The sequence below is a fragment of the Salinivibrio sp. ES.052 genome (assembly GCF_900141775.1).
GTDB lineage: Bacteria > Pseudomonadota > Gammaproteobacteria > Enterobacterales > Vibrionaceae > Salinivibrio.
Genome location: NZ_FSRI01000001.1, coordinates 843887 through 867072, shown reverse-complemented (window position 1 = coordinate 867072; position 23186 = coordinate 843887). Strand labels below are relative to the sequence as shown.

General features: G+C 48.7%; 22 protein-coding genes. 11 read left to right on the top strand and 11 right to left on the bottom strand.

Translation table 11 applies throughout. The features are described 5' to 3' along the window. Window positions 1-20 precede the first annotated feature (20 nt). Complete coding sequence (locus BUQ98_RS04045) at window positions 21-1421, top strand: alanine/glycine:cation symporter family protein (protein WP_074212609.1); 1401 nt, start codon at window positions 21-23, stop codon at window positions 1419-1421. Between the two features lie 95 nt (window positions 1422-1516). Here BUQ98_RS04045 and BUQ98_RS04040 read toward each other — a convergent pair whose 3' ends face one another. Continuing rightward, the gene (locus BUQ98_RS04040; RefSeq protein ID WP_254813871.1) at window positions 1517-2191 is read right to left on the bottom strand and encodes an HAD family hydrolase; all 675 of its coding nucleotides are present in this window, start codon (window positions 2189-2191) and stop codon (window positions 1517-1519) included. Window positions 2192-2495: 304 nt separating this feature from the next. Here BUQ98_RS04040 and BUQ98_RS04035 point away from each other — a divergent pair, with 304 nt between their 5' ends. From BUQ98_RS04035 to BUQ98_RS04010, 6 genes are all read left to right on the top strand, one after another. Further along, on the top strand, window positions 2496-3080 hold the full coding sequence (locus BUQ98_RS04035; RefSeq protein WP_074212607.1) for an FMN-dependent NADH-azoreductase: 585 nt from the start codon (window positions 2496-2498) through the stop codon (window positions 3078-3080). Between the two features lie 169 nt (window positions 3081-3249). Then, on the top strand, window positions 3250-4671 hold the full coding sequence (gene sbcB, locus BUQ98_RS04030; RefSeq protein WP_074213575.1) for an exodeoxyribonuclease I: 1422 nt from the start codon (window positions 3250-3252) through the stop codon (window positions 4669-4671). A gap of 223 nt (window positions 4672-4894) precedes the next feature. After that, a complete protein-coding gene (locus tag BUQ98_RS04025) occupies window positions 4895-5392 on the top strand; it encodes a hypothetical protein (RefSeq protein WP_074212606.1) in 498 nt (165 codons plus the stop codon). Window positions 5393-5486: 94 nt separating this feature from the next. Then, entirely contained in the window at window positions 5487-6224 is a 738-nt protein-coding gene (locus BUQ98_RS04020; RefSeq protein ID WP_074212605.1) for an ABC transporter substrate-binding protein, read from the top strand. 233 nt (window positions 6225-6457) lie between these two features. Then, window positions 6458-7354, top strand: a complete 897-nt coding sequence (cdd, locus tag BUQ98_RS04015) for a cytidine deaminase (RefSeq protein ID WP_074212604.1) — start codon at window positions 6458-6460, stop codon at window positions 7352-7354. A gap of 91 nt (window positions 7355-7445) precedes the next feature. Continuing rightward, on the top strand, window positions 7446-8345 hold the full coding sequence (locus BUQ98_RS04010) for a DMT family transporter (RefSeq protein ID WP_175566283.1): 900 nt from the start codon (window positions 7446-7448) through the stop codon (window positions 8343-8345). An 81-nt stretch (window positions 8346-8426) separates the two neighbouring features. Here BUQ98_RS04010 and BUQ98_RS04005 read toward each other — a convergent pair whose 3' ends face one another. Continuing rightward, window positions 8427-9044, bottom strand: a complete 618-nt coding sequence (locus tag BUQ98_RS04005) for a thiopurine S-methyltransferase (protein WP_074212602.1) — start codon at window positions 9042-9044, stop codon at window positions 8427-8429. Between the two features lie 188 nt (window positions 9045-9232). Between BUQ98_RS04005 and BUQ98_RS04000 the strand changes: the two genes are divergently transcribed. Beyond that, the gene (locus BUQ98_RS04000) at window positions 9233-9649 is read left to right on the top strand and encodes a hypothetical protein (protein WP_139294630.1); all 417 of its coding nucleotides are present in this window, start codon (window positions 9233-9235) and stop codon (window positions 9647-9649) included. Window positions 9650-9680: 31 nt separating this feature from the next. On the opposite strand, the gene BUQ98_RS03995 is transcribed toward BUQ98_RS04000, so the two are convergent. Next, window positions 9681-10091, bottom strand: a complete 411-nt coding sequence (locus BUQ98_RS03995; RefSeq protein ID WP_083605190.1) for a hypothetical protein — start codon at window positions 10089-10091, stop codon at window positions 9681-9683. 298 nt (window positions 10092-10389) lie between these two features. Next, the gene (locus BUQ98_RS03990; protein ID WP_074212600.1) at window positions 10390-10740 is read right to left on the bottom strand and encodes a MarR family transcriptional regulator; all 351 of its coding nucleotides are present in this window, start codon (window positions 10738-10740) and stop codon (window positions 10390-10392) included. 276 nt (window positions 10741-11016) lie between these two features. Here BUQ98_RS03990 and BUQ98_RS03985 point away from each other — a divergent pair, with 276 nt between their 5' ends. Then, window positions 11017-11700 carry a DUF2982 domain-containing protein gene (locus BUQ98_RS03985; protein WP_074212599.1) on the top strand — a complete coding sequence of 228 codons (684 nt, stop codon included), beginning with the start codon at window positions 11017-11019 and terminating at the stop codon, window positions 11698-11700. 39 nt (window positions 11701-11739) lie between these two features. On the opposite strand, the gene BUQ98_RS03980 is transcribed toward BUQ98_RS03985, so the two are convergent. After that, entirely contained in the window at window positions 11740-12384 is a 645-nt protein-coding gene (locus BUQ98_RS03980; RefSeq protein ID WP_074212598.1) for an MBL fold metallo-hydrolase, read from the bottom strand. Window positions 12385-12590: 206 nt separating this feature from the next. Between BUQ98_RS03980 and BUQ98_RS03975 the strand changes: the two genes are divergently transcribed. Beyond that, window positions 12591-14330 carry a bifunctional ornithine lipid synthase OlsF gene (locus tag BUQ98_RS03975; RefSeq protein ID WP_074212597.1) on the top strand — a complete coding sequence of 580 codons (1740 nt, stop codon included), beginning with the start codon at window positions 12591-12593 and terminating at the stop codon, window positions 14328-14330. A gap of 62 nt (window positions 14331-14392) precedes the next feature. On the opposite strand, the gene BUQ98_RS03970 is transcribed toward BUQ98_RS03975, so the two are convergent. From BUQ98_RS03970 to BUQ98_RS03950, 5 genes are all read right to left on the bottom strand, one after another. Beyond that, on the bottom strand, window positions 14393-16147 hold the full coding sequence (locus tag BUQ98_RS03970) for a L,D-transpeptidase family protein (RefSeq protein WP_074212596.1): 1755 nt from the start codon (window positions 16145-16147) through the stop codon (window positions 14393-14395). Window positions 16148-16297: 150 nt separating this feature from the next. After that, a complete protein-coding gene (locus BUQ98_RS03965; RefSeq protein ID WP_074212595.1) occupies window positions 16298-17395 on the bottom strand; it encodes a DUF1513 domain-containing protein in 1098 nt (365 codons plus the stop codon). Then, window positions 17385-18398 carry an imelysin family protein gene (locus tag BUQ98_RS03960; RefSeq protein WP_074212594.1) on the bottom strand — a complete coding sequence of 338 codons (1014 nt, stop codon included), beginning with the start codon at window positions 18396-18398 and terminating at the stop codon, window positions 17385-17387. The genes BUQ98_RS03965 and BUQ98_RS03960 overlap by 11 nt, the downstream gene beginning before the upstream one ends. A 25-nt stretch (window positions 18399-18423) precedes the next feature. After that, entirely contained in the window at window positions 18424-19821 is a 1398-nt protein-coding gene (locus tag BUQ98_RS03955; protein ID WP_074212593.1) for a di-heme oxidoreductase family protein, read from the bottom strand. 61 nt (window positions 19822-19882) lie between these two features. Further along, window positions 19883-21139: an imelysin family protein gene (locus BUQ98_RS03950; protein ID WP_074212592.1), complete on the bottom strand. Its 1257-nt coding sequence runs from the start codon at window positions 21137-21139 to the stop codon at window positions 19883-19885. A 413-nt stretch (window positions 21140-21552) separates the two neighbouring features. On the opposite strand from BUQ98_RS03950, the gene BUQ98_RS03945 reads away from it, so the two are divergent. Then, window positions 21553-22050 (top strand): MarR family winged helix-turn-helix transcriptional regulator, encoded by a 498-nt coding sequence (locus BUQ98_RS03945; protein WP_074212591.1) that lies wholly within the window; start codon window positions 21553-21555, stop codon window positions 22048-22050. 211 nt (window positions 22051-22261) lie between these two features. Here the strand turns inward: BUQ98_RS03945 and BUQ98_RS03940 are convergent, their stop codons facing one another. Next, window positions 22262-23122 (bottom strand): aldo/keto reductase, encoded by an 861-nt coding sequence (locus BUQ98_RS03940; protein WP_074213573.1) that lies wholly within the window; start codon window positions 23120-23122, stop codon window positions 22262-22264. Between the last annotated feature and the right edge of the window lie 64 nt (window positions 23123-23186).

Sequence of the window (23186 nt, the reverse complement as noted above, 5' to 3'; positions counted from 1 at the left end):
TGATGTTTAAAGGGGGATTAATGCCATTTTTTTCACCACTACCGGATATACCAACGCTTCTAGGCACCATTGACGATTGGATCTGGGGCCCACCACTTTTATTGTTATTAACCGGTACAGGATTATTCTTTACCGTACGTCTGGGATTACTCCAGCTGCGCCATTTACCTTTTGCGCTTAAGCAAATTTTTAAACCCTCTGACGCCAAAACCCAGGGCGATGTGTCTGGCTTTGCTGCACTGTGCACCGCATTGTCGGCGACGATTGGTACTGGCAATATTATAGGCGTTGCCACTGCGATTTCGCTTGGTGGTCCAGGCGCACTCTTTTGGATGTGGCTTGCTGCCTTTTTAGGGATGGCCACCAAATATGCCGAGTGCTTGCTTGCAGTCAAATATCGCGAAACTGACCACAAAGGCAATATGCTAGGCGGACCGATGATGTACCTCTCTAAAGGTGCGGGCCAACCGCTTTTAGCGAAACTGTTTGCCCTATTCGGCTTAGGCGTTGCTTGCTTCGGTATCGGTACCTTTCCACAAGTCAACGCGATCAGTAGCGCCGCTACCCATTTATTTAACATACCAACGGTCGCTGTCGCGGTTATTCTCACTGTGCTTGTGGCATTGGTCACCCTAGGTGGAGTCAAATCCATCTCTGCGGTGGCGGCAAAAATCGTTCCTGTGATGGCAGTCGTCTATGTGGCTGCTTGCCTATGGATATTAGGTACGCATGCCTCACAAGTACCACAAGCTGTTGGTTTAGTATTTGAATCTGCCTTCAACGGCATGGCGGCAACAGGCGGCTTTGCGGGGGCTGGAATGATGTTGGCTATTCAGTCAGGGATTGCTCGCGGTGTGTTCTCGAATGAGTCAGGGTTAGGGAGCGCCCCCATTGCTGCCGCGGCAGCAAAAACCGACTCTTGTGTTGAACAAGGCTTAGTCTCGATGACAGGTACCTTTATTGACACCCTAATTATTTGCACCATGACAGGACTGACTTTGATATTAACCCAGTCTTGGTCTGGTGAATTGGCGGGCGCAGCGATGACGTCACATGCGTTTGCGGAGGGCATGGGGAGCAGCGTTGGCCCAATGTTGGTGAATATCGGTCTACTCTTTTTCGCCTTCACCACGATTTTGGGCTGGCACTACTATGGCGAGCGCTGCGTGGCGTACCTGTTTGGCAAAAAGGCGATTTATCTCTATAAACTCTGCTTCATTGGATTGATTGCATCCGGTGCCTTTATTCAACTCAACACCATTTGGATTCTTGCCGATATCGTCAATGGTTTGATGGCGGTGCCCAACCTAATTGGTTTGCTACTGTTGCGTAAAGTAGTGATTGCAGAAACCCAAGCCTATTTTTCCTCGCGGGAGAAGAATGAGGTCACCAACACACAAAAGCCCTGCTCCCAGCCATAAGCTGACAGCTTATCATTTAACCAATCAAAAGCCGGCGCAAACTGCACCGGCTTTTGATGGTTTAGGAGCTTGATACAATAAGGCCTCGATTGAGGTTAGGCGTACTTGCGCTGCGCTTCCTCGATGCCTAGTTTGCCTAAAATCGCACGTGGATTAACAAAGTTATTAACCCGCACATCGTGTTCAACCTTGTCGCCTACCGCAACAAATTCATAATTTAATGATTGGGTCGCTTGCTTATCCCAAACGCCGTCACCGAAATAAATACGACGTTGGAATTGCATACCGTAATCTTGCTTGGCACGAAACGCAGCCAGCGCCATCACTTCACTGCGGCTCATCGCATCTGAACACGAGGAAAAGACAATACCATCAATATTGAAACCAGCCGCTTTGAGCTTCATCCGCGCCGTTTCTTCCCATCCTCCGGTGGCAATCGCCAACTCAACCGAAGGGACCTGGCGCATCTCATTAATAAACGCTACGGCGCCAGGCATGGCGGATAAGCCATGATTCGCGATAGCGACGGCCAGTTTTTGCTTAAATACTCGTTTAATTTCTCGGAATAGCACGATCTTTTCACTGTTAAGATCATGCGAATCAATCAGTTCTTCAATAATTCCAGCGTCCGTGACATTGGTGTAGCTACCCCAATCATCCGGAACGGATAAGCCTGTCACATCATAAATAGCTTGGCTGAAACACGCATGGTCCATTTGACAGCTATCAACCAGCGTGCCATCCACATCTAGCATAAATAAGTTTTTCACGCACATTTCCTCAGATCCCGTTGTGCCCCACAAGCGACCGACTTGTAATTTGATCTGGCGCTTTGCCGTTCTTTATTTTGGGTTCCTGGCCAACACAACGGGCATTATAACATTATTTTTACATCATGAACGACTGCCGGGCGTCATCATACGCCCCTTCCTGTTCAGCGCAACTTATAGGCGGTAGTTCTCAACGAACAACAAAAATTTTGAACAAGTTTAACGAATTTATATGCTGGTGTTACCGGTTAGTTTATTTACACTTCGTGTGTGCTTAACGCCAACTAACTTTAAGGAGAAACGCATGAAAGCGCTGGTATTGAAATCAAGTATTCTTGGCCCTTATTCAAGCTCAAACGCTGTGATTAACAGTGTGGTTGACGATCTATCTCCAGACACGCTGATTGAGCGCGATCTTGCGTCTACCCCTTTACCCATTCTTAACGGTGACAACGTTGGCGGTTTACGCGGCGCAGACGATCTCACCGACACTCAGCAGCAGGTACAGCAAGCGTCAGATCAATTGATTGAAGAAATTCAGCAAAGCGACACCCTCGTCATTGCTGCACCTATGTATAACTTTACTATCCCTGTGCAACTAAAAGCCTGGATTGACTTAGTCGCGCGTGCTGGCGTGACGTTCCGCTATACCGAAAATGGCCCCGAGGGCTTATTACAAGGCAAGCGCGCGATCGTCGTCACTACTCGAGGCGGGATGCACAAAGGTGGAAGTACCGACCATGTCACTGGTTATATGCAAACCGTTCTAGGGTTTATCGGGATCAATGATGTGGAATTTGTGTATGCCGAAGGGCTTGCGATGGGTGAAGAAACCGCGAGTAAGGCAATCGGTGAGGCAAAGCAAACGCTTAAGCGCCTAGCCTCATAAATTCACACTACTCACTGCCTTTATCAATAAAAGCTTGCCTTGTTGCAGGCTTTTACTCTTTTTGTCGTCCGTTGACGGGATTGGTGATAAGCCATGCCAATGTTACCATGTCGGCTTATCGCAGGGTGTTGACTCTGCTTTCTTTTGTTTGATCAAATTGGATTCGATTGTGACCGACGCGGACCAGCCAACCTTTTTTATCTACGATTTTGAGACCTTTGGTACCCATCCGGGAAAAGACAGGCCTTGCCAGTTTGCCGGGGTGCGCACCGACAGTGATTTTAATATCCTTGGCGAGCCACTGGTTCTGTATTGCCGACCACCAGATGATTACTTACCCGCGCCTGAAGCCTGTTTGATCACTGGGATCACGCCCCAACTTGCGCTAAAAAAAGGGCTCCCTGAGCCAGAATTTATAGCCCAAATTCATGCTGCCTTGTCTCAGCCAAATACCTGTGTTTTTGGTTACAACAACGTGCGTTTTGATGACGAAGTCACGCGCTATACGTTATACCGAAACTTTTTTGACCCTTATGGCTGGAGTTGGCAAAACGGTAATTCTCGCTGGGATTTGCTCGATGTGATGCGCGCCTGCTATGCACTGCGGCCGGATGGGATTGAATGGCCGCATGATGAAAATGGCAAGCCGAGCTTTAAGCTAGAAAATTTATCTGTCGCCAATGGCATTGAACACAGCGATGCGCATGACGCTATGGCCGATGTTCACGCGACCATTGAGCTAGCTAAAAAAGTGAAAGCCGCGCAACCACGGCTATTTGATTATCTCCTGACTCACCGCAACAAAAACAAAGTCAAACAACTTATTGATGTCGTCAATATGACACCGCTTGTACACGTCTCCGGCATGTTTGGAACCGAGCGTGGCAATACCAGCTGGATCGTGCCGGTTGCCTGGCACCCTGACAATCCCAATGCAGTGATCACCATCGATCTCGCCCGCGATCCTGCACCATTGTTTGAGCTGGATGCTGACGCGCTTCGAGAACGTTTATACACGCCAAAACAATCACTTAGCGACGACCAGTTACCTGCACCGTTGAAATTGGTGCATATCAATAAGTGTCCTGTGTTAGCGGATGCAAAGACACTACGCCCTGAAGATGCCGCTCGCCTTGGCGTGAATCGAGAAGCTTGTCTACAGCATCTTAAAGCATTAAAAGCAGTACCAGAACTGAGAGAGAAGTTGGTCGCCGTGTTTACAGAATCGAAGCCGTTTGACGACCAGGATGTCGATTCAGCATTGTATGCTGGTTTTTTCTCAAAAAGTGATCGTAGCGCGATGGAAATTATCCGCGCCCGTGATCCGGAAAACCTTGCAGGGCTAGACTTGAGTGTCGACGATTGGCGCATCAAGCCACTATTGTTTCGCTATCGCGCCCGTCATTATCCGTGGACACTCACCGACGAGGAACAAAAACAGTGGTTTATGCATCGTCGCGATTACTTTGAGACCCACCTTCCTGCCTATATGGAGAACCTACAGCAACTGGCAGATCAACATCAGGCAGACGAGCAACAGGTGCGGATCCTCAAGGCGGTGTATCACTATGTGGAATCCTTGGTCGGCTAGCCTAGTCCATACGGCTCAGCCGTTATTATAACTAAGCAAAAAAGCGGTCGCTGTGAGCCTATAGCGACCGTTTTTTATATAGGGCGCTGTTTTTATTAATGATAACCAAAAATACTAGCAGCCTGCCTAACTTCTTTTATCAAAAAAAAGATACGTTGCCGAGTTGCAGTTCTGTGATTTGAGTCCACACTTTTATAAAGATGTTGTTTGGAGTGGGCTGATAATGACAACGAAAGTAAATACACGCTGTTACCGTTTCCCAGAGGTTGATTTTGAGCCAGAAAGCAGGACGCTTTATTGGGTGGATCAGGCCATCACCGTTTTGTCCTATGAGGAATCGCGTATGCTCGAAATGCTATGCTATTACGCTGGCGAAGTGCTTTCTAGCCGCACACTCTTCAAACAAGTGGCCCTGCCGGACAGCTCGTTTGCGCAACACCAAAGTGTGGTGACCTCACTGATGGCAAAATCCTACCGTAATGGCAAAAAATGCCTGCCATTTGAGGTCGTGGGGGAATTTGGTTTTCGCGTATCATTGCCACAACAAACGTTTGCGGAACGTCCTGTCGCTAAATCAGAGGGTCAACCCGCGACCAAGACACCCGCTATCTCCTACTCTTCGGCACACAATGATCCGTCGTTTAGCATTGCCAAACCACTCACGGTGTTAATTACCCTTGCCTCTGTCATCATTGGCATCGCAGCACTACTAACGCAGTAAGCCTCAGTCCGCCATGACCGAACGGGCTACGCACACGGACACAGGACATCCATTATAATCAATAATTTAAGACGCACCAACATAAAGGAAGAGTATGCGACGTAATCGCTTCCCGCTACTTCTGGTTTTCGTTTTACTCACCAGCCAATCCATACACGCCAATGACCAAGTGGAGAACACATACGTTGCCCACCTTGGCGAACTTCCAGGTTTGATTAACCCTGACGGTACTGGCGCGTTTGTCGATTTTGTTCGCTATCTAGATGAACAAGATCCCACCACAAAGATTAACATTGAGATCTTTCCTATCCATCGCGCAATAAACGGGGTGGTGAAAGGACATGCTGATTTTGGGTTACCCGCGGTACGTCCACCCAGTAATGTGACACATCTCCCCTTCGCCTTTAGTGAGGTATCATTTGGTCTCGTGACCCATGTTCTCTATACCAATAAGGCGCTTCCTCTCGCGGTTGAGGAATTATGGGCTCAACCCTCGCTTTATACGATCGAAGCGGTCCCCTACTATATGCCTTTTGAGGTTCAACGTTCCCATAGCATCCAGCAATCGCTACTCAGATTGGCAGCTGGACGCATAGATGGATTTGTCTGGGCGCAAGAAGAAGCAGATATGATGCTTAAGGCATTGGATCTGGCCATGATCAAACGCGCACATTTCGCTGACTTCCAGGATGTATTCGTGATCCCGAAAGGTGAGTCAGGCGAAGAAATCGATGCATACCTGACGCAACTGATCACTCGCTTGCGTGAAAGCGGCGAGTTAACCGCTGAATACCGCAAAGTTCACCGCCCCTATGTCAACTGGCAACCCTAATCGCGGATCCAAATCATGCCTCTCGAGAATGACCTCCTACCGTTTACCTTGACTGGCAAGAAGGTGTCTAACCCTCCCCCTAACTTGGCCACATTCACAGACGAAAAAACATTGATGTCACTCTAACTTTCAGCAACAAAAACCCCCTTGCATAACAAGCGTGATTTTAATCACACAATTATCACTAACGCTTCCCTACACTGATCATCCATTAATGATGAAGAAGTGATGCTATGCGAACTGCACTAACCAATGCACTGACACAATTGCCCGACGCATTACAAAGCGTTGTCTCTGATTGGATAACTGACACACACTTTGGTGCAACATTTTCACCAGAGCAAGTGGCGAAAATGGAAGCGGCTAGTGGCCTCTCTGACGCCGCACTGCGCCTCACTTTATTACCTTTGGCTGCGGCATATGCCGTAACACCGATTTCTCACTTTAATGTTGGCGCCATTGTTCGTAACGAAGACGGCACCCTGTATATGGGTGCCAATATTGAGTTTACCGGGGTACAATTAGGCCAAACGGTTCACGCAGAACAATGTGCCATTAGTCATGCATGGACAAAAGGTGCAACCCGCTTAACAGATATCACGATTAATTACAGCCCATGCGGTCATTGCCGTCAGTTTATGAATGAGCTAAATGGCGCAGAAGCATTAATTATCCAGCTTCCACAAACTGAACCAAACACCTTACACACCTATCTGCCAGAGCCGTTTGGCCCTGCTGACTTAGGCATTGAGTCTCGACTATTGGCCGATCAATCACACGCTTTACCAACCGAAGATATTGATATCCCACTTTTAAAAGCCGCTGCCGATGCGGCTAATCTGAGTCATGCGCCATACTCTGGTAATTACAGTGGTGTCGCCGTTGAGACCCATGATGGCCAGTTTTTCTCTGGCATGTATGCTGAAAACGCCGCGTTTAATCCTAGCTTGCCGCCGCTTCAAGTCGCGCTTATCGCCGCCAATATGGCGGGCTATCATTGGGGGGAGATTCGTTCTGTTGCCTTAGCAGAGGTTGCAGATAGCACTGTCAGCCATCTCGCAGATACGCAAGCAACCTTGGATGCGATAGATCCGGATATCCCTTTAGTCTACTCAACGCTGTCAGCGTAAGCGCGTTATTGACTAGGCCTCAGGATTTATAGTCGCTCTGAGGCCTAATTTGCGCTACTATCCGTGCGTCTTTTTTCCGATTGTCACGGCGATGAAACAGATTCATAACCCCCTCCAAGGCGCTGCCTGGATGCTAACAGCAGGCCTGTGTTTTGCGTTAGTCAACAGTCTTTCACAGTACGTTAGCTTCAAATTAGGCTTGCCTTCTACAACGGTTGCCTTTATCCAATATGCGATTGCGTTGGTCGCCATGATCCCATGGCTAAAACAGTTAGGCATCCGCCAATCCCTCAAAACACAACATCTGGGGCAACACTGTTTACGCGTCTTCATTTCCGTCATTGGTATTCAGCTTTGGTTATGGGCGCTGGCCTATCCAGTACCTATCTGGCAAGGGATCGCGTTGCTAATGACATCGCCGCTGTTCGCCACAGTAGGATCCGGACTATTTCTTCGTGAACGAGTGGGGATCGTACGCAGTCTCGCTACACTCGCGGGCTTTTGTGGTGCAATGATTATCCTAGAGCCCTGGTCAAAGGGTTTCACTTGGGCCACTTTATTACCCGTGGGCGCGGCTTTCTTTTGGGCAACTTATTCACTCATGGTGAAACGTTTGTCGGCCTACGACCCGCCTACAACCATCGTGATGTATCTATTGCTCTTGATCACGCCTTTTAACTTATTGCTTGCGGTACCGGATTGGACATTACCAGCATCCTCAACAGCATGGTGGATGTTATTGGGTGCCGGGATACTTACCGCCCTCGCACAATGGGCGATTGCTAAAGCGTATGCAGTCTCGGATGCCTCGTTCGTTCAGCCGTTTGATCACGCGAAACTTCCGCTAAACGTTCTGTTTGGCTGGCTGGTATTTAGCTGGGTCCCGCCTGGCCGACTGTGGTTGGGCGCAGGCATTATTATTGCGGCGGTCTTTTTTATTACCCATTGGGAATCACGCCAGTATACCCGAGCCCGAACCAAAACAGCCTAACTCGATCGTCTGAATCATTACGCACCTTCGACTAGGGTCGAAAAAGGTCAGTGTGAACGTCGCGCAGCGAAGAGCTGTTATTTAGGGGGCTGCTTTAATCAACCACACCTGTTCGCCATAGTCACTTTCTGGCTCTTTTTGTGTGTCTAATAACGTAATATTCAGGCCCGCAAACGCCTTTTCCACTATCGACGTATCAATTGAAAACGGCGGGCTGTTATCGACTTGCGGATAAAACAGGGTAATCAGTAATAGACGCCCACCCGGAGCCAACAATTCACGCACCCGATCCACATAGTGGGCGCGCATAGAAGGCGGCATGGCGACCAAGGCCGCTCGGTCATAGATTAAGGGCGCAGGGGTTAGATGCGCGGTAAAAAAGTCACCACTAATCAGTTCTAACTCATCAAAACAATAGTGCACATGCCCTGACGGTGCTCGATGAACCTGAGGGGTATACAAGTTTTCAGAAAAGAATGACCGCACCGCAATATCACTCAACTCAACACCAACCACATGCGCATGCTTTTCTGCTAACCAGTTTAAATCTATTGACTTACCACATAAAGGGACCAACACCATTTCATCACTACGTGGGGTGAGTGCAGACCAATGACGTATCAACATTGGGTGCACACTATCCCGATGAAATCCTATCTGATTTTCCGCCCAGCGCCGATGCCAGAATTCCTGCTCCATTGTTTCTCCAAAGGGGTAAAACGAGCCAGTTTAGCAAGTTCTTACCTCAATCTCATTGGAACACCAGAAAAAAAGCCTACGAATTGTTCACGATCCTGATCACAAATTAGCCATCCAGTGACTTGCGAGTGAGGCTACAAAGTATTACTGTCTATTTATACAGTAATGATCATATACACAGGTGTTTTATGTCCATGACTTTCAATGTGCCAAGCAACTCAGTCGGTCACGCCTCAAAGCGTATGATGTCTCTATCCTGTTATCAGTCTGCTTTGACCGTTCAAACACAGGCCGATACACATTGGCAGGCAGTGTTGCGCGCGGTGGCATTAAAAGCACGGCAACCCAAATGGATCACCATTATTAACCCTCCACGCTCATTAAGCGCAGCGCAATTTGGCGATTGGGGAATAAATACTGATCAGGTAAGAGTGATTTACCCGCGTGAAGGCTACGATAATGAAGCTCTGATTAATGCAGCGCTAGCGGCCGATACATCGTGTGCCATTATAGTGTTTACACCAACCGCTTCGCCGCTCACCTGTTACGAACAAAACAAACAGTGGGTCACACATATTGATCCTGCCCTAACGCAACGTCATTAAAACGAAGGGCTGTGCAGGATCGTTCTCAGCATTAGGCAAAGGTTAACCTTACCCATTCACGATTTTCATTGCTGTACTCAAGTTGAGCCCCAGTTTGATGGGTTATCGCTTCCATTTGTCGATACTCCAAAGCATAAGGCATCAGAACTGTAAGCTCTGCAATGCCTTCTTGGCGCGCCAAACTCGCTAGCTGAACCAAGTTGGCGGTATCGGTATTGCGAACAGACATCACACGCGCTGCTTGCTGTTGAAGACGTTCTTGGGCTGAGAGTGGTTGCTCTCCTCCACCAGCTTGATGTTCAAGTACGGTGTTGAAAACAGGTAACAAGCTTCTAAAAATATCAAAAAAGGTCCAAGTCGGTTGCTGACTTTCACATAAAAAATGGGTGTAATCGAACACGACTTCAGTGGGTGCTTTCAGCTGGGTTGACAGCACATCCATGGCTTACCTCCAGACAGAACATTAAACAACTCTCCCACTATAGGCAGTTTTAAACGGATGTCTGGAAGATTATACAGTATTTTGCGCTTGATCATGCTTTAAGCGTGCGAAAACGCAATAAAGAAAAGCTTTTCTAACAACACAAAAACAAATGATTGAAATTAAACACACTTGTTTACTCGGTTGTCACAAAAAAGGGGTTGGCCCTAGGGCGTCATAAAAACTTGAGAAGGGGAGCATCCGCTTAAGTATAAGATCGTGCGCGTCTAGACACTTAGGCGGATGCGCAAACGCAGGGTTAACAAGCTTTGTAAATTACCTTGTTTGCAGCCATTTGCACACGTTCAACCGTGCCTTCTTCCGCCAGTTTTTTCAGTGCACCCGTTGCCCAAGAGGCCGCTTTACTGTCCTCTTGTCCGGCTGCCAGACCAATGCCTTTAGGGTTAATGCCCTCAGGGTTCGCTTTTACAATATCCAACACTTGCTGCTGCTTAGGAGTGAGCGCTGAAGCAGCGCTAGTCGCCGGCGCTGTAGCAGGTTGAGTAGCCGCAACTGGCTTAGATTTGACGGGACGCTGACGAGCAGGCAATGATGCTTTAACACGCTTGTTGAGTTTACGTTGTACCTTACGCTTATGAGAGATTTTCATTCAATCATCCTAGTCCGATGCACTGCGTTCAGGGTTGCTGAAGGCAGCCGGTGAAAAACAAAGCGCGTGTTATACCAAATTTTGTCCCACTTTTGTAGGTGAATGCCCCTTCGTCGGTACAAAGATCGTGATATCCAGCGATAAATGTTTACCAATCCAGTGATTCTTAGGCAAACTAATCAGACACTTTACCCGTATGATGATTGACGACAAAGAGTGAATGGCACTAGCGCTCGCTGATTTATATTTATATAGCAGCGTGCCACACGGATGATCATGGATGCACTGAAAACGATTAAAATCTACCCTCCCCAATTCGAAGCCGCGCGATGGAGTATGCTGGCGGCAATGGCTGTCGCCTTTGTGCTGGTTTGTTTCTTTTTGGTACAGCCTACGCTGTCGCTCGGCCAAGGTGTCCTCGGGCTTATCGCCATTGTGGCCATCTTTTACACCATCAATAAACTACTTCAACGTGTTCAATTGTCGTTTTCTCTCTCATTTATGCATTTACAACATCATAGTTTTCGTGGTGGCTGGGCACTGAAGTGGCGCAATATCGATACGATTGGTATCCCTCATGTCCATCAACAAGGGATCGGTGAACCTCTTCCTTGGATGGGCATTAAGATCAAACACTATGATGCACTGCTAGATAGCATCAGTTTACGGATGGTTACCCATATTATTATGACGCAGCGTGCGTTGTTGATCACGGCATACCGTCGAGCGGGCAGCCAACCCAGTAAGCCGTTAGAAGATATGATGTTTGATGATACCCCTTATCGCGGTGCCAATGGGGTATTATACAAGGGGCTGATGGCAATGTTGGCAAATCGCATGCGCTATACAAGAGAGTTATTGGGATATGATGTGTTTGTCAGCGAAGATTTGTTAGATCGGCCACTTGAAGATTTCATTGGTATCGCAAGGCGCTACCTGGCTGCGGCGAGTGACAAATAAGACCGGTCAATACTGACCGGCCCAAAATGATAGCGGGAGTTAAAACACCCCAGTGAGAAAGGGGTTGGTTTTACGCTCATGTCCCAACGTTGATGTGGGACCATGACCAGGAATAAAAGTGACATCATCCCCTACTGGTAACAAGGTATTTTTAATCGCATGAATCAACGTTGCATGATCACCCTTTGGAAAGTCGGTGCGGCCTATTCCTCCGTTAAATAGCACATCACCCACCCAAGCAGTACGTCCTTCCAAATCGACAAAAACAATGTGCCCTGGCGTATGGCCTGGCGCAAATAATACCGACAGCGTGCCATCGCCGACTGATACCGTGTCCCCTTGAGCTAACCACTGATCCGGATCAAAGGGCTCTGCATGAGCGAAACCAAACATTTGCGCCTGAGCCGGTAGCGCTTGCAACCAAAAAGCATCTTCTCTGTGCGGCCCAACCACAGGTATATCCAGTGCCTTCGCAAGTTCTATGGTGCCACCAACATGATCCAAGTGCCCATGTGTAAGAAGGATTTTTGTCACTGTCACATTCAGCGTGTTGATCGCTTGGCGAATGTTGGCAACATCCCCTCCCGGATCCACGACTGCAGCCTCTTGAGTCTGATCGCACCAAATAATAGAGCAATTTTGTTGGAATGCCGTGACCGGCACAATCTCATAATGCAACGCCATGAAGTTAACCTTTCCGTTTTTAAAGTGAGATGGCCGCAGCTAGCGCCACCCATCACACTCGTCTAGAGTCTTATATATGGACCTCACTATGCCACGCTGTCATCAGTTTGCAACTGTGCTGCCAAGGGGGTGTCACGTTAACTATCTAGGCTAAGGCTAGGATATCTGAACAACTCAGATACGCATTTTTGTATGCAGGGCTGCTTATGTTAGATGTTGATAAAGTTTTATCGTCTCATTATCCACAGTTAGAACGACGCGATTGGCTAAAACGCCCGGTCAGTAAAACCCTAAAACGTTTACTTCATGAACAAGAGTTTCAAGCGTTTGCCGGCCGTTACCCACACCTCAAAGGGTTTGAATTTGTTGAACAGGTACTCGACTACTTTAACTTTAGTTACCGAGTGAGCGACCGGGAAAAAGAGCGGATCCCTGAATCAGGTCGGGTTGTCATTATTGCTAACCATCCTATCGGGTCACTGGATGGTCTGGCTTTGCTCAAACTGGTGCGCTCGGTACGCCCTGATGTGAAAGTGATGGCCAATGAGCTTCTTATGCAAGTTGCCCCCCTTCATAGTTGCCTATTGCCCGTCAATAATATGGGAGGCCACACCCCTAAACAGAACTTGCAGAACATTACTCAGTGGCTAGAAAACGATGGTGCACTGATCATCTTTCCGGCAGGAGAAGTGTCCCGTGTCGCGCCAACAGGGATCAGAGATGGACTATGGCATCCTGGCTTTTTACGCATGGCAACCAAGTCCAAAGCGCCCATCCTTCCTATTCATGTTCAGGGCCGTAATTCAGCACGTTTTTATGGCGCATCCATGGTGTATAAACCGCTTTCTACCCTTTTACTGGTAGAAGAAATGTTCCGGCAGGAGAACAACACCATTGCTTTTACCGTGGGGGAAATGATCCCTCACCATAGTTACAGCACCACTGCAAATTTACCGGTCAAAACACGTGTTAAACTCTTTCATAAACATCTTTACCGAATTGCCAAGCGTAAGACTGGCTTATTTCCCACAGAAACGGCTATCGCCTCTCCTGAGCCTCGATTAGCGCTAAAACAAGCACTGGATTGTGCCCAGCAACTGGGGAGCACCCCTGATGGAAAACGCATTTACTTGTTGGATTATCAAGCGGATTCGCCCGTGATGCGAGAAATTGGCCGACTACGTGAAGTGGCCTTTCGTGCCGTGGGAGAAGGAACGGGACAGCGCCGCGACCTCGACAAGTACGATCAATACTACTGGCACCTTGTACTCTGGGATCCGGTAGAGCTTGATATTGTCGGCGCTTATCGCCTGTGTGATACACAGTCAACCCTGAACACTCAGGGACTAGAGGGCATATACAGCGCGAGCCTCTTCGATTTTGAGCAGGGTATGCAACCGTTTCTCGCACAAGGGTTAGAGCTGGGCCGTAGCTTTGTGCAACCAAAATATTGGGGTAAACGGAGTCTGGATTATTTATGGCTAGGTATTGGTGCCCTGCTCGCGCAGAAGCCACAGTATCGTTATTTATTTGGCCCAGTCACCATCAGCAACGCCATGCCACAAGCGGCTAAAGAGCTGCTGATTTTCTTTTATCGCACCTATTTTACCGGCGAGAGCGAGTGCGAGTGCGCGCGATCTAAGCGCCCTTTTAAGCTTGCCGATAGTAAAGAGAGTGAGCTTCTCGATCACTTTTGCGGCAACGATTATGCGCGCGACCTAAAGCAGTTAAAAATGTTGTTGGATCACCTAGGCGTTGGGATCCCAACACTATACAAACAGTACAGTGAATTGTGTGAACCGGGTGGTGTCCAGTTCTTGGACTTTGGTGTTGACCCTGATTTTGCGGACTGTATTGATGGCCTCGTCTTGGTCGATCTTACTCGCTTAAAACCAAAACGTTACCAGCGCTATATTGCGCCTCACCTCACTCATCCTCCACGGTAGTACAGCACACAAGGACGATAGCCTTAAGCACCAGAGGCAGCACAACGGATGATTTCACTCAACTATTGCGCCCTAAGTAACGAGGGATCTCGCTGCTGGGTCAAATAGTGAGGTTCTTGTGTGGTCACTTCACGCTTGGTTTGCACATCATAGGCATACACATCGTCCCGAAATGCAACCTTCCCTTCTTCTGTAACCCAAGCTGTTTGATAAATGGTTTGCACTGATAGGCGCTTTTGCAGCGGTACCCATTTGGTTTGGATCTTATCCAAGTACCCTTGATAGTCGGATAGTTTTTGACCGGATAAATCCAATAATAAGTCCGCCAGTTGCTCGGCTTGCTCAACGCGAATGCACCCGGAACTGAACGCGCGTCGTGATCGATTAAACAAGCCTTGCGCGGGTGTATCATGAAGATAGATGGCGTTCCGATTCGGTGTATTGAATTTATATTGACCTAATGCGTTACCGTGCCCTGGCGCTTGTTGCAGGCGATAAGGAAAGCCGTTAGTGCGTACGTTTTTCCAATCAATGGTACTTGGATCGATTTGCGTATCACTTTGCCAGTTAGGCAAAATACGATACTGATGTTGAGACAAATACTGCTGATCATCCGCTAACTTAGGCAAGATATCTCTTTGCACAATACTACGTGGTACGTTCCAGCTGGGGTTTAGCACCACAGAATCAAGCATTGAAGAAAACAGTGGGGTGCGTCTTGATTGTCGACCCACCACGACTTTGCTCTCAAACACATTCTGATCGTCATGCCATAAACGCATTCGGTAGTCAGGGATATTCACCACAATCCGATCGGGGTTACGGTTAGGCCATAACCGCAATCTCTCAGCATTGAGTGCGAGTAGACGGATCCGAGACTTGGCATCCAGATTAAACCATTTCGCGGTCGATGGACCAATAATGCCATCAACGGTCAAACCGTGCCGTTGCTGAAAAGTTTCAACGGCTTCACGTAAGTCTCCACGGTAACGAACCGCTTTTCCATCAATCGCCTCTAACCGCTTTGAGCCATCCCAAAAGCCTTGCAAACGGAGGTTATCAACCAAGTTTAAAGCCAACCGTGTGGTAATCGCTTGGTCCGGATAAATCAATGCATCGGCGGGAATGGATGGCCACACTGGCTGAGCCTGATCTTGCAGGCGGATAATCTGTTTGATAAGTGCACGATACTGTGGGTGCTGAGGACGCCGCTTTCTAAGAAATTGTGTCAGAGATGGACCTAATCCGGCCTTGAAAAGTGACGTACGTAACTGAGGTGATGGAACAGCGAGCGGTGCTTGGTGAGAGGCACCAAAAAACCATTGCATCCCTTTATCTGGAATGGCTCCCAGATAACTAAGTAACGCATACGCGGTATCAGTAGCAAAGATGTCATACGCCGTATCGCTGTTCTGTGCTCGAAGCTGCCTTAATTGCCACGCGCGCCACTCAAACTCGGGACTAAACCCAGCTAAAGAGATCACATTCACTTGTGTTTCGAGCTCATCGCGCGCAGCAGGTTGTGTCCAAATCAGCGAAAAACCATGCGCTAAATAGTCCTCAGTGAGGGCGCTAGCATAGGCTAAAACAGTCGCATCTGGCGCGGCGGCTTCGATCCAATCTCGAGCATATTGATAGGCACGTTGGCGATGGGCATCTGCAGACAACGTTTGATCATCCCGCTGTGTCTGTTCAACCTTTTCAACGAGAAAGCGAATACTCCCATCGTCAGTGGTGTCCGTGGCACCAACTGGTTTCGCCAAAAAGCAAAATACTATCAGAAGATTTGCCAAACAGGCATCATGCCCTCTCATCATATGCCTCTCCTTATCCTCTCTCTTATTATGGCAAAATTTCACTCGACAGAGGCAAAATCATAGTTTGAATTGACGCATTACGGGCCTAAACATTGAAAGAAAAAACGGCAGCCCCAAGAGACTGCCGTTTAATACAATAGCACGTGTTGATTACACTAACGTTATCCAGTGATTGTCCCATCGCACTGGCGTCATTCTGTAATCCGGATGGTGTGCACTATTCAAGGTGACCATCTTACCGCTGCCAGAACTGAGATTGATCACATCACCATCGCGACTCGCTCCAGACGCATCTACCAAGGGGTGAAGGCCAATCAGATCTCCACTATCGTGTGACCAGATACCATAGCAGTTGCCTCGTGGTGAGGTTGCGACAATCCAACCATTGAGGGTCGCAATACTGGCAACATAGTTGTTAAATCGAGACCACTGTTCCGGTGTGGCATTGAGCATTTTCATCGGTTCACCACGACGGTGAATGGCCACCAAGGGGGCATTATCCTCGCCATGGTATTGCTGCCCCGTCACCACATCCCCCTCATTTGACACCATCAAATGACGAATACTCAGCTTTTTATTGGCTAACTCAGCACGTTCAACCACCTCACCCGTGTCAATGTCGATGTACACCAACGCCGGTGACATTGAATCGATGTTTAGCACGGTGCGGCCATCGGTATGCATGCCACCGACCCCCACCACCAGTGTGTTCGCATCCGCCAGCGCGATTTCATGAGGACCAATCCCAAAGCCGCTTATCTCACGCACTTTTTTCACCTGGCCGCGCGCGCTCAGTCGATAAACACCGACCACGCCCTCGCTGGTTTGACGTTTTCCCTCAGTGGTATATAACCATTGACCATCATCAGAAATCACACCATGGCCGTAAAAGTAGCGTTCTGCGCTGGCCGTTATCTGTGACAACGTCACGCCACGTTGATAATCAAACACCTGCATAAAATGACCGGGCCGACGCGCAAATGCCACACCCAGAGTCCCAACCTCTCGACGTTGGGCGGCGACACCATGACCGCGCGCGGGTAACGGAAGACGGAAGACGGGCTGTCCCATACGGTCAGCGCCGACAACCGCGAACGTTCCATCACTGCTCAGCGCGCAGCCGAGTAACTCACAACGCGCTGACGTGCTGTTGCCACGACAACCACTCAACGCATTCACCACTGTAGGCAGCGCCGCTCCCATCAGTGCCGCTTTTAATAAACGGCGGCGCTTTAAACTAGTCTCCATCTGATGCATTAAACCCGACGATAATACCTAAATCTTGAGCGACCTGACCGCCAAGTACCCATTTGAGATATTCAAGATTGTTGTATACCGTCAACATATCCCGATAACCCTCTACCGTATTCAGGCGATCGAACAGGGGCGTTCCATCCGTGGGCAAACTGTCATAGGCGAGTTGCCAATGCTCACTGACACGATCCGCCACTTTATCATCGCCTCGCGCTCGGAGCGCTTGTTCGATGCCCCCCTCTGCATGGTACTGGGTTTGCATCGCTTTGATGCTCTCACTTAACAGTGTGAGAGAATGCCGTGAGCGCCATGCCTCACCTTGATAAGGATTAGGAAAACCCGGTTTACCCAGAGGACCGGAGAGTTTTTTAAGGACATAGTCTAGTTGATGCGTCAGCGCCCCTAACTTTTCTGCTGTCGCCATAGAAGGCGGCATGCCCAACCAAGGATTTTGCTGCCAAGCCGCATTGAGCGCGGATGCGGTGTGTTGCAAGCGAGCACTGACCGCCATCGCCACTTCACAGTGTTTCGCTTGGCTTAAGTCAGCCTGCTGATCATAAAGCAACCACTCCATCGCGCCGACGCCTTGCACGGCCACACTTTGCTCAGCCAATGCCGCCGCGGTCCACTGTGTATCACTGGCCAGTAACGCATTAATTTTTCGCCCAGTGGTATTCTTTTTGTCAGGATAAAACTGAATACGCCAACTTTGCGCCAAGGCCTGCTCAGCACCTTTTTCTACCCCTTGTAACGGCATCCAATTGGCCATCACCGTCTTCCACGCTTGGCGCGCATCATCAATAGGCGTGCCCTGAGTACAGACCGATTGCGTGGTCTTAGCCAGCTCAGCGGTCGCAGAAAGAAACTGCGCACTTCGCTGTTTTTGTAGTTGCCACAGGCCGTGATTAGGCCCGGTCTCGGTTTGAGATAAACACCCACCGAGTAATACCGTGGCGCTCAGAGAGAGCGCGGCGATAGGATTGAGTCGAAAACGCATGCGACAAGACTCCAGCATATTGTTGTTATAATGAACGTAAAAACGCGATCAAGGCGTCACGCTCAGCTTTCGGCATCGCCAGCACACGCTGTTTCGCACTGGCGGCTTCGCCATCATGCCATAAAATGGCTTCCATCAGGGTGCGTGCGCGACCATCGTGCAGATAGGCGGCATCTGCATTTACTTCTTTGGTATACCCAATGCCCCATAAAGGCGGTGTGCGCCACTCTCGACCATTGGCAACAAATTCTCCACGATGATCCGCAAGCCCTTCTCCCATGTCATGCAAAAGCAGGTCAGTATAGGGGTGAATACGTTGCTCGCTGAGAGCTTTAAGATCTGGTCGTTTTGCGGTAGTGAACGATTCAACATGGCACGCATTGCAGCCGGCTTGAATGAAGATATCTTGCCCCTTTTTCACTGCCGGATCCTGCATATTGCGACGCGCTGGCACAGCCAAATGACGGGCGTAAAACTCAACAAACCCTAAGATATTGTCGCTGACTTCTGGATCGCCACCGTTGGGCATCTCGTCGCACACAGACTGTGACGGCATACAATTGTGGTGAGGAAACATGGAGGTAGTTAATCCCACATCGCCATTGAAGGCCGCGGCGTTTTGTTGGTTAACGGTGGGTAATCCTGCCTTCCAACCAAACCGGCCGATCGCAGTGCGCTGCTTTTCGACATCCCACACTTGGTTAGGTCGGCCTGAGATCCCATCGCCATTGGCATCTTCAGGATCGGCCAGTGCATAAATGTCTTCCGCAGGAATCGATTCCAGTAATCCCAATCCAATCATCGGAGGCGCAATCCGCGCCGACATCTGAATATTTTCTGCCATCGGCCCATAATTAAGATCGGTGACAGTTAAATGCGGCTGGCGCAGGGTGACTGTCTCACCATCGGCAAAGGTCACGGGGACGGCAGAATAGGTAATGGTGACCTTACCCTCGGGTTTGGCCCCCGGGAGCGCAAAGTCTTGCAACTGCCCTCCATAATTTGGCTCAGGAAGATTGCCATATTGGATCAGCTTCTGCCGTTCGGCTTCGCTCACTGCTGGCACACTCAAACGCACCAACATAGATACCGCATTGGTATCCCCAGGAGAAGGAGGATGGCCACGGCCATCTTTAATATGGCAATTCTGACAGCCGTTGGTGTTGAACAAAGGGCCAAGTCCATCACGCGCATCGGTCGAAGCCGGCGAGCTCACCCAAGGATTACGAAAAAAGCTGTTGCCGACACTGAAGTCGATGCGCTCGCTCATGGGTAGGTTAGCGGCAGGTTGGGAGAAAGCGTTGGCACCTTCTTTAATCACCGTGGTGCGGCCACCAGAGGTGCGTTCAAAAGCAACCACTGACGTGCTCACCAAGGCACTGATGCCGATTGCACCGAGGTAAACAATGACTTTGGACTTCATGTTGTATCCTGACAAAGCAAAAAAGCCCCGCGGCACGGGGCTTAACATCATTAGCGGACAATTAGAATTGATGGTCCGCGGTATCTGGGTTGAGATTATCAATGCCGATGATCTGAGCGGCTTTCTCAATGTGTTTGGTTTGATCAACCAGCGCGGCAATAGATTCATTCACAAGCTGGTTACCCTCGGTGTTGCTCGCAGCAATCAACTGATCAAAGTGAACATTGTCTTCTTCCGCCGATACCACTAACGTTTTTACTTGTTCACGTGCTTGCTCAAAGCTTGTCTTGATCGCGTTCGCTGCGTCAGTATCTTGGCCTTTGACCAAATCCAATACTGACGGCCCCGTCAGTTTGCTACCGTCAACGCGCTGATAGGTCCCCATCATGACATTATAAATGCCTTGCTCATTATAAAAATGCGAGTTGTGGGTGTTATCAGAAAAACAGTCATGCTCGTCTTCGGTCGAGTTGGCTTCTAATGCCACTTTCATACGCTCGCCAGCCAATTCACCCAGCGAGAGGGAACCCATACCAAATAGCATCTTACGTAAGCCATTTTTACTGGAATCCGCCAGTAGACTCGCACGGTAATTGTCTTTATTGCCTTCAGCCCATTGATCGCGCATCCATGCTAAATCATCCACCAAGAGATCCGCCGCGGCTTTCAAGTACGCGCGGCGACGGTCGCAGTGACCGTTCGTGCAGTCTTCCTCGTAAGCAAAGTCTGAGTATGGCCGCTCGCCCGCACCTGGATTAGTGCCATTTAAGTCTTGCCCCCACAGCAAAAATTCAATCGCATGGTAACCGGAAGCAACGTTGGCTTCTGACCCACCTACTTCATTGAGACTTGCCAACAGTTTTGGCGTAATATCAGCCACATCTAAATCGGTCGCACCAATTTGAATACTTTGGTTAGCAACGATGTTGGCCGTTGCCCCTGCATTACCTAGCTCGGCTTGATAGCCGCCTGCGACATAATCAATTAAGCCTTCATCCAATGGCCAGGCATTTAACTGCCCTTCCCAGTCATCAACGATGGCATTACCAAAACGAAACACTTCTGATTGCTGGTAAGGGACACGTGCATCCAACCACGCCTTTTTGGCTGCCTGAAAAGTTTTTTGAGAAGGATTGGCAGTAAAAGCTTCAATGGTATTATCAAGCGTGACCGCAGTGGCGTGGGAATCAGCAAACACGGCATGTGCAATATCTGCGTAATGTTCAACTACCTCTTGCTGCGTGGCAGCATTAACACTAAAAGGCGCGGCGAATAATGAGAGCGCAATGAGATTGCGGTTAAACGGGGTAAATTCCATCGTACGTTGTCCTTCACTTTAGATATGAACGTTTATGATAACCATTATCGTTTGTATGAAGGAATTCTAAGCATTATGTTACGGAATGCAACAAAGAATTTATCTCATTGTTCTCAGTGTGATCCCCATACTATGCGTGAGGTTTCATGCAACCCGTTGCAATGCAGATCCGACCTGTTCGATCATTAAATTGATGACTATATGGCACTTTTTGCGCTTGCTCACTGAAACAGTCAAAAATAACAATAAATTAGATTTAATTTGAACTCTAAGGGTTATAATAGACTGAAAGCACGTTAATTATTTGATAATGAAAAAAACCATAAAAAGTCGATTTTTATCTCGATGTCTTTGCACTCCAACCGCGGGTATTGTAAGTTTCGTTGGCGATTTTTTCTGGTGGAGGTGAGTAAATGGAAAAACACGAAGAAGTACTGGTTGCGCTGCGGCAGATCATCCGCGCGATAGATCTGCATTCACGAAAACTTAACAAAGTGTCAGGCATTACTGGCCCTCAACTGGTTTTGATGCGCGCCATCAAAGAGCTGGGCCAAGTGACCATTAGGAAGCTGTCTGTGCACACCAACATGAGCCAAGCAACTGCCACGACAATTTTAGATCGGTTGGAAAAGCGCGGGTTGATTCTTCGTGTCCGTAGTGAGCTTGATAAGCGCAAAGTGCATGCTCATCTGACCGAGCAAGGAGAAGCCGCGTTAGAGCAAGCACCGAAGCCATTACAAGAAAACTTTATCTCACGTTTTCAAAGCTTGGAAGAGTGGGAGCAGTCTTTATTGTTGTCATCAGTCCAACGTATTTCTTCAATGATGAATGCCGACGACATCGACGCTGCACCATTGCTAGAAGTGTCAGCACTCACCTCTCACAATTCACAATATCAGGCTAAAAAATAGTTGCTCCCGGCGAGTAAACAGGACGTCTCCACCGGGCAACCTGCCAAGCATGGCGGTACGAGAGCAAGGGAATTATCGCTATTCGTCGCCATTGACTCCATCAACCTCGTCACCTCACGGCGACAGAGCCCAAGGCATGTTGATATTGTAACGAAAAAAGACGGCAATATGCCGCCTTCTGTCATTAACTGTTTGGTTATCGTCTTATAGACTAAGGCACATTGTGGCCTTTTGACGCAATCCAAATGCGGTACCACTGCTCACGACTTAGCTGAAGTTCATAAGCCTGTTTTGCCGCTTTCACGCGTTCAATGTTACCTGAGCCAATAATCGGCAAAGGTTGTGATGGATGACGCATCACCCACGCATAAATGACTTGATCAATACTCGCGCCACCTAGCTCTTCACCGATCGCATTGAGCATCTCTCTAACACGCACTGCCTGCTCAGAATCACCATTGAACAGTTCTCCCCCAGCAAGGCAAGACCAAGCCATCGGCTTAATACGCAAGCGCTGAAGCTGATCTAACGTCCCGTCATGAATCACATCAAAACGTAGTGGGTTAATTTCAACTTGGTTAGTGACCAGTGACTCATCCCAACGCGATTGCAGTAAGTCGAACTGCGACGGGGTAAAATTGGATACACCAAAATGCGAGACTTTGCCGTGATGACGAAGTGTCGTAAAGGCCTCCACGACCTCATCTGCATCCATCAATGCATCTGGGCGGTGCAGCAGCAACACATCGAGCTTTTCCACTCCCAGACGTGACAGTGAGTTATCCACCGATTCCAAAATATGATGGTAGCTGGTGTCGTAATGATTAATTTTACGATTAGGCGCTGCCTCACTGACCAATTTAATGTCGCACTTAGAGACCACTTGGATCGATTTTCTCACACTCGGATCCAATTTTATCGCTTGTCCAAACAAGCTCTCACAGCGATAGTCACCATAGATATCAGCGTGATCAACCGTGGTTATCCCCAAATCAATATGGGCCTTGAGAAAACTCAACCGCTGTTGCGGGGTCATCTGCCAATCATCCAATCGCCAGTATCCCTGCACCATCGGTGAGAAAAACGGCCCCACAGGAGAAATAGATGTTGCTTTAAACTCTGACAAAACGTGTCCT

Excerpts from the sequence above, each read along its gene's own strand:
- BUQ98_RS04045 (WP_074212609.1), top strand. The coding sequence starts at position 21 with ATGCCATTTTTTTCACCACTACCGGATATACCAACGCTTCTAGGCACC.
- BUQ98_RS04035 (WP_074212607.1), top strand. The coding sequence starts at position 2,496 with ATGAAAGCGCTGGTATTGAAATCAAGTATTCTTGGCCCTTATTCAAGC.
- BUQ98_RS04025 (WP_074212606.1), top strand. The coding sequence starts at position 4,895 with ATGACAACGAAAGTAAATACACGCTGTTACCGTTTCCCAGAGGTTGAT.
- BUQ98_RS04020 (WP_074212605.1), top strand. The coding sequence starts at position 5,487 with ATGCGACGTAATCGCTTCCCGCTACTTCTGGTTTTCGTTTTACTCACC.
- cdd (WP_074212604.1), top strand. The coding sequence starts at position 6,458 with ATGCGAACTGCACTAACCAATGCACTGACACAATTGCCCGACGCATTA.
- BUQ98_RS04010 (WP_175566283.1), top strand. The coding sequence starts at position 7,446 with ATGAAACAGATTCATAACCCCCTCCAAGGCGCTGCCTGGATGCTAACA.
- BUQ98_RS04005 (WP_074212602.1), bottom strand. The coding sequence starts at position 9,044 with ATGGAGCAGGAATTCTGGCATCGGCGCTGGGCGGAAAATCAGATAGGA.
- BUQ98_RS04000 (WP_139294630.1), top strand. The coding sequence starts at position 9,233 with ATGTCCATGACTTTCAATGTGCCAAGCAACTCAGTCGGTCACGCCTCA.
- BUQ98_RS03995 (WP_083605190.1), bottom strand. The coding sequence starts at position 10,091 with ATGGATGTGCTGTCAACCCAGCTGAAAGCACCCACTGAAGTCGTGTTC.
- BUQ98_RS03990 (WP_074212600.1), bottom strand. The coding sequence starts at position 10,740 with ATGAAAATCTCTCATAAGCGTAAGGTACAACGTAAACTCAACAAGCGT.
- BUQ98_RS03985 (WP_074212599.1), top strand. The coding sequence starts at position 11,017 with ATGGATGCACTGAAAACGATTAAAATCTACCCTCCCCAATTCGAAGCC.
- BUQ98_RS03980 (WP_074212598.1), bottom strand. The coding sequence starts at position 12,384 with ATGGCGTTGCATTATGAGATTGTGCCGGTCACGGCATTCCAACAAAAT.
- BUQ98_RS03975 (WP_074212597.1), top strand. The coding sequence starts at position 12,591 with ATGTTAGATGTTGATAAAGTTTTATCGTCTCATTATCCACAGTTAGAA.
- BUQ98_RS03970 (WP_074212596.1), bottom strand. The coding sequence starts at position 16,147 with ATGATGAGAGGGCATGATGCCTGTTTGGCAAATCTTCTGATAGTATTT.
- BUQ98_RS03965 (WP_074212595.1), bottom strand. The coding sequence starts at position 17,395 with ATGGAGACTAGTTTAAAGCGCCGCCGTTTATTAAAAGCGGCACTGATG.
- BUQ98_RS03960 (WP_074212594.1), bottom strand. The coding sequence starts at position 18,398 with ATGCGTTTTCGACTCAATCCTATCGCCGCGCTCTCTCTGAGCGCCACG.
- BUQ98_RS03955 (WP_074212593.1), bottom strand. The coding sequence starts at position 19,821 with ATGAAGTCCAAAGTCATTGTTTACCTCGGTGCAATCGGCATCAGTGCC.
- BUQ98_RS03950 (WP_074212592.1), bottom strand. The coding sequence starts at position 21,139 with ATGGAATTTACCCCGTTTAACCGCAATCTCATTGCGCTCTCATTATTC.
- BUQ98_RS03945 (WP_074212591.1), top strand. The coding sequence starts at position 21,553 with ATGGAAAAACACGAAGAAGTACTGGTTGCGCTGCGGCAGATCATCCGC.
- BUQ98_RS03940 (WP_074213573.1), bottom strand. The coding sequence starts at position 23,122 with ATGGTGCAGGGATACTGGCGATTGGATGATTGGCAGATGACCCCGCAA.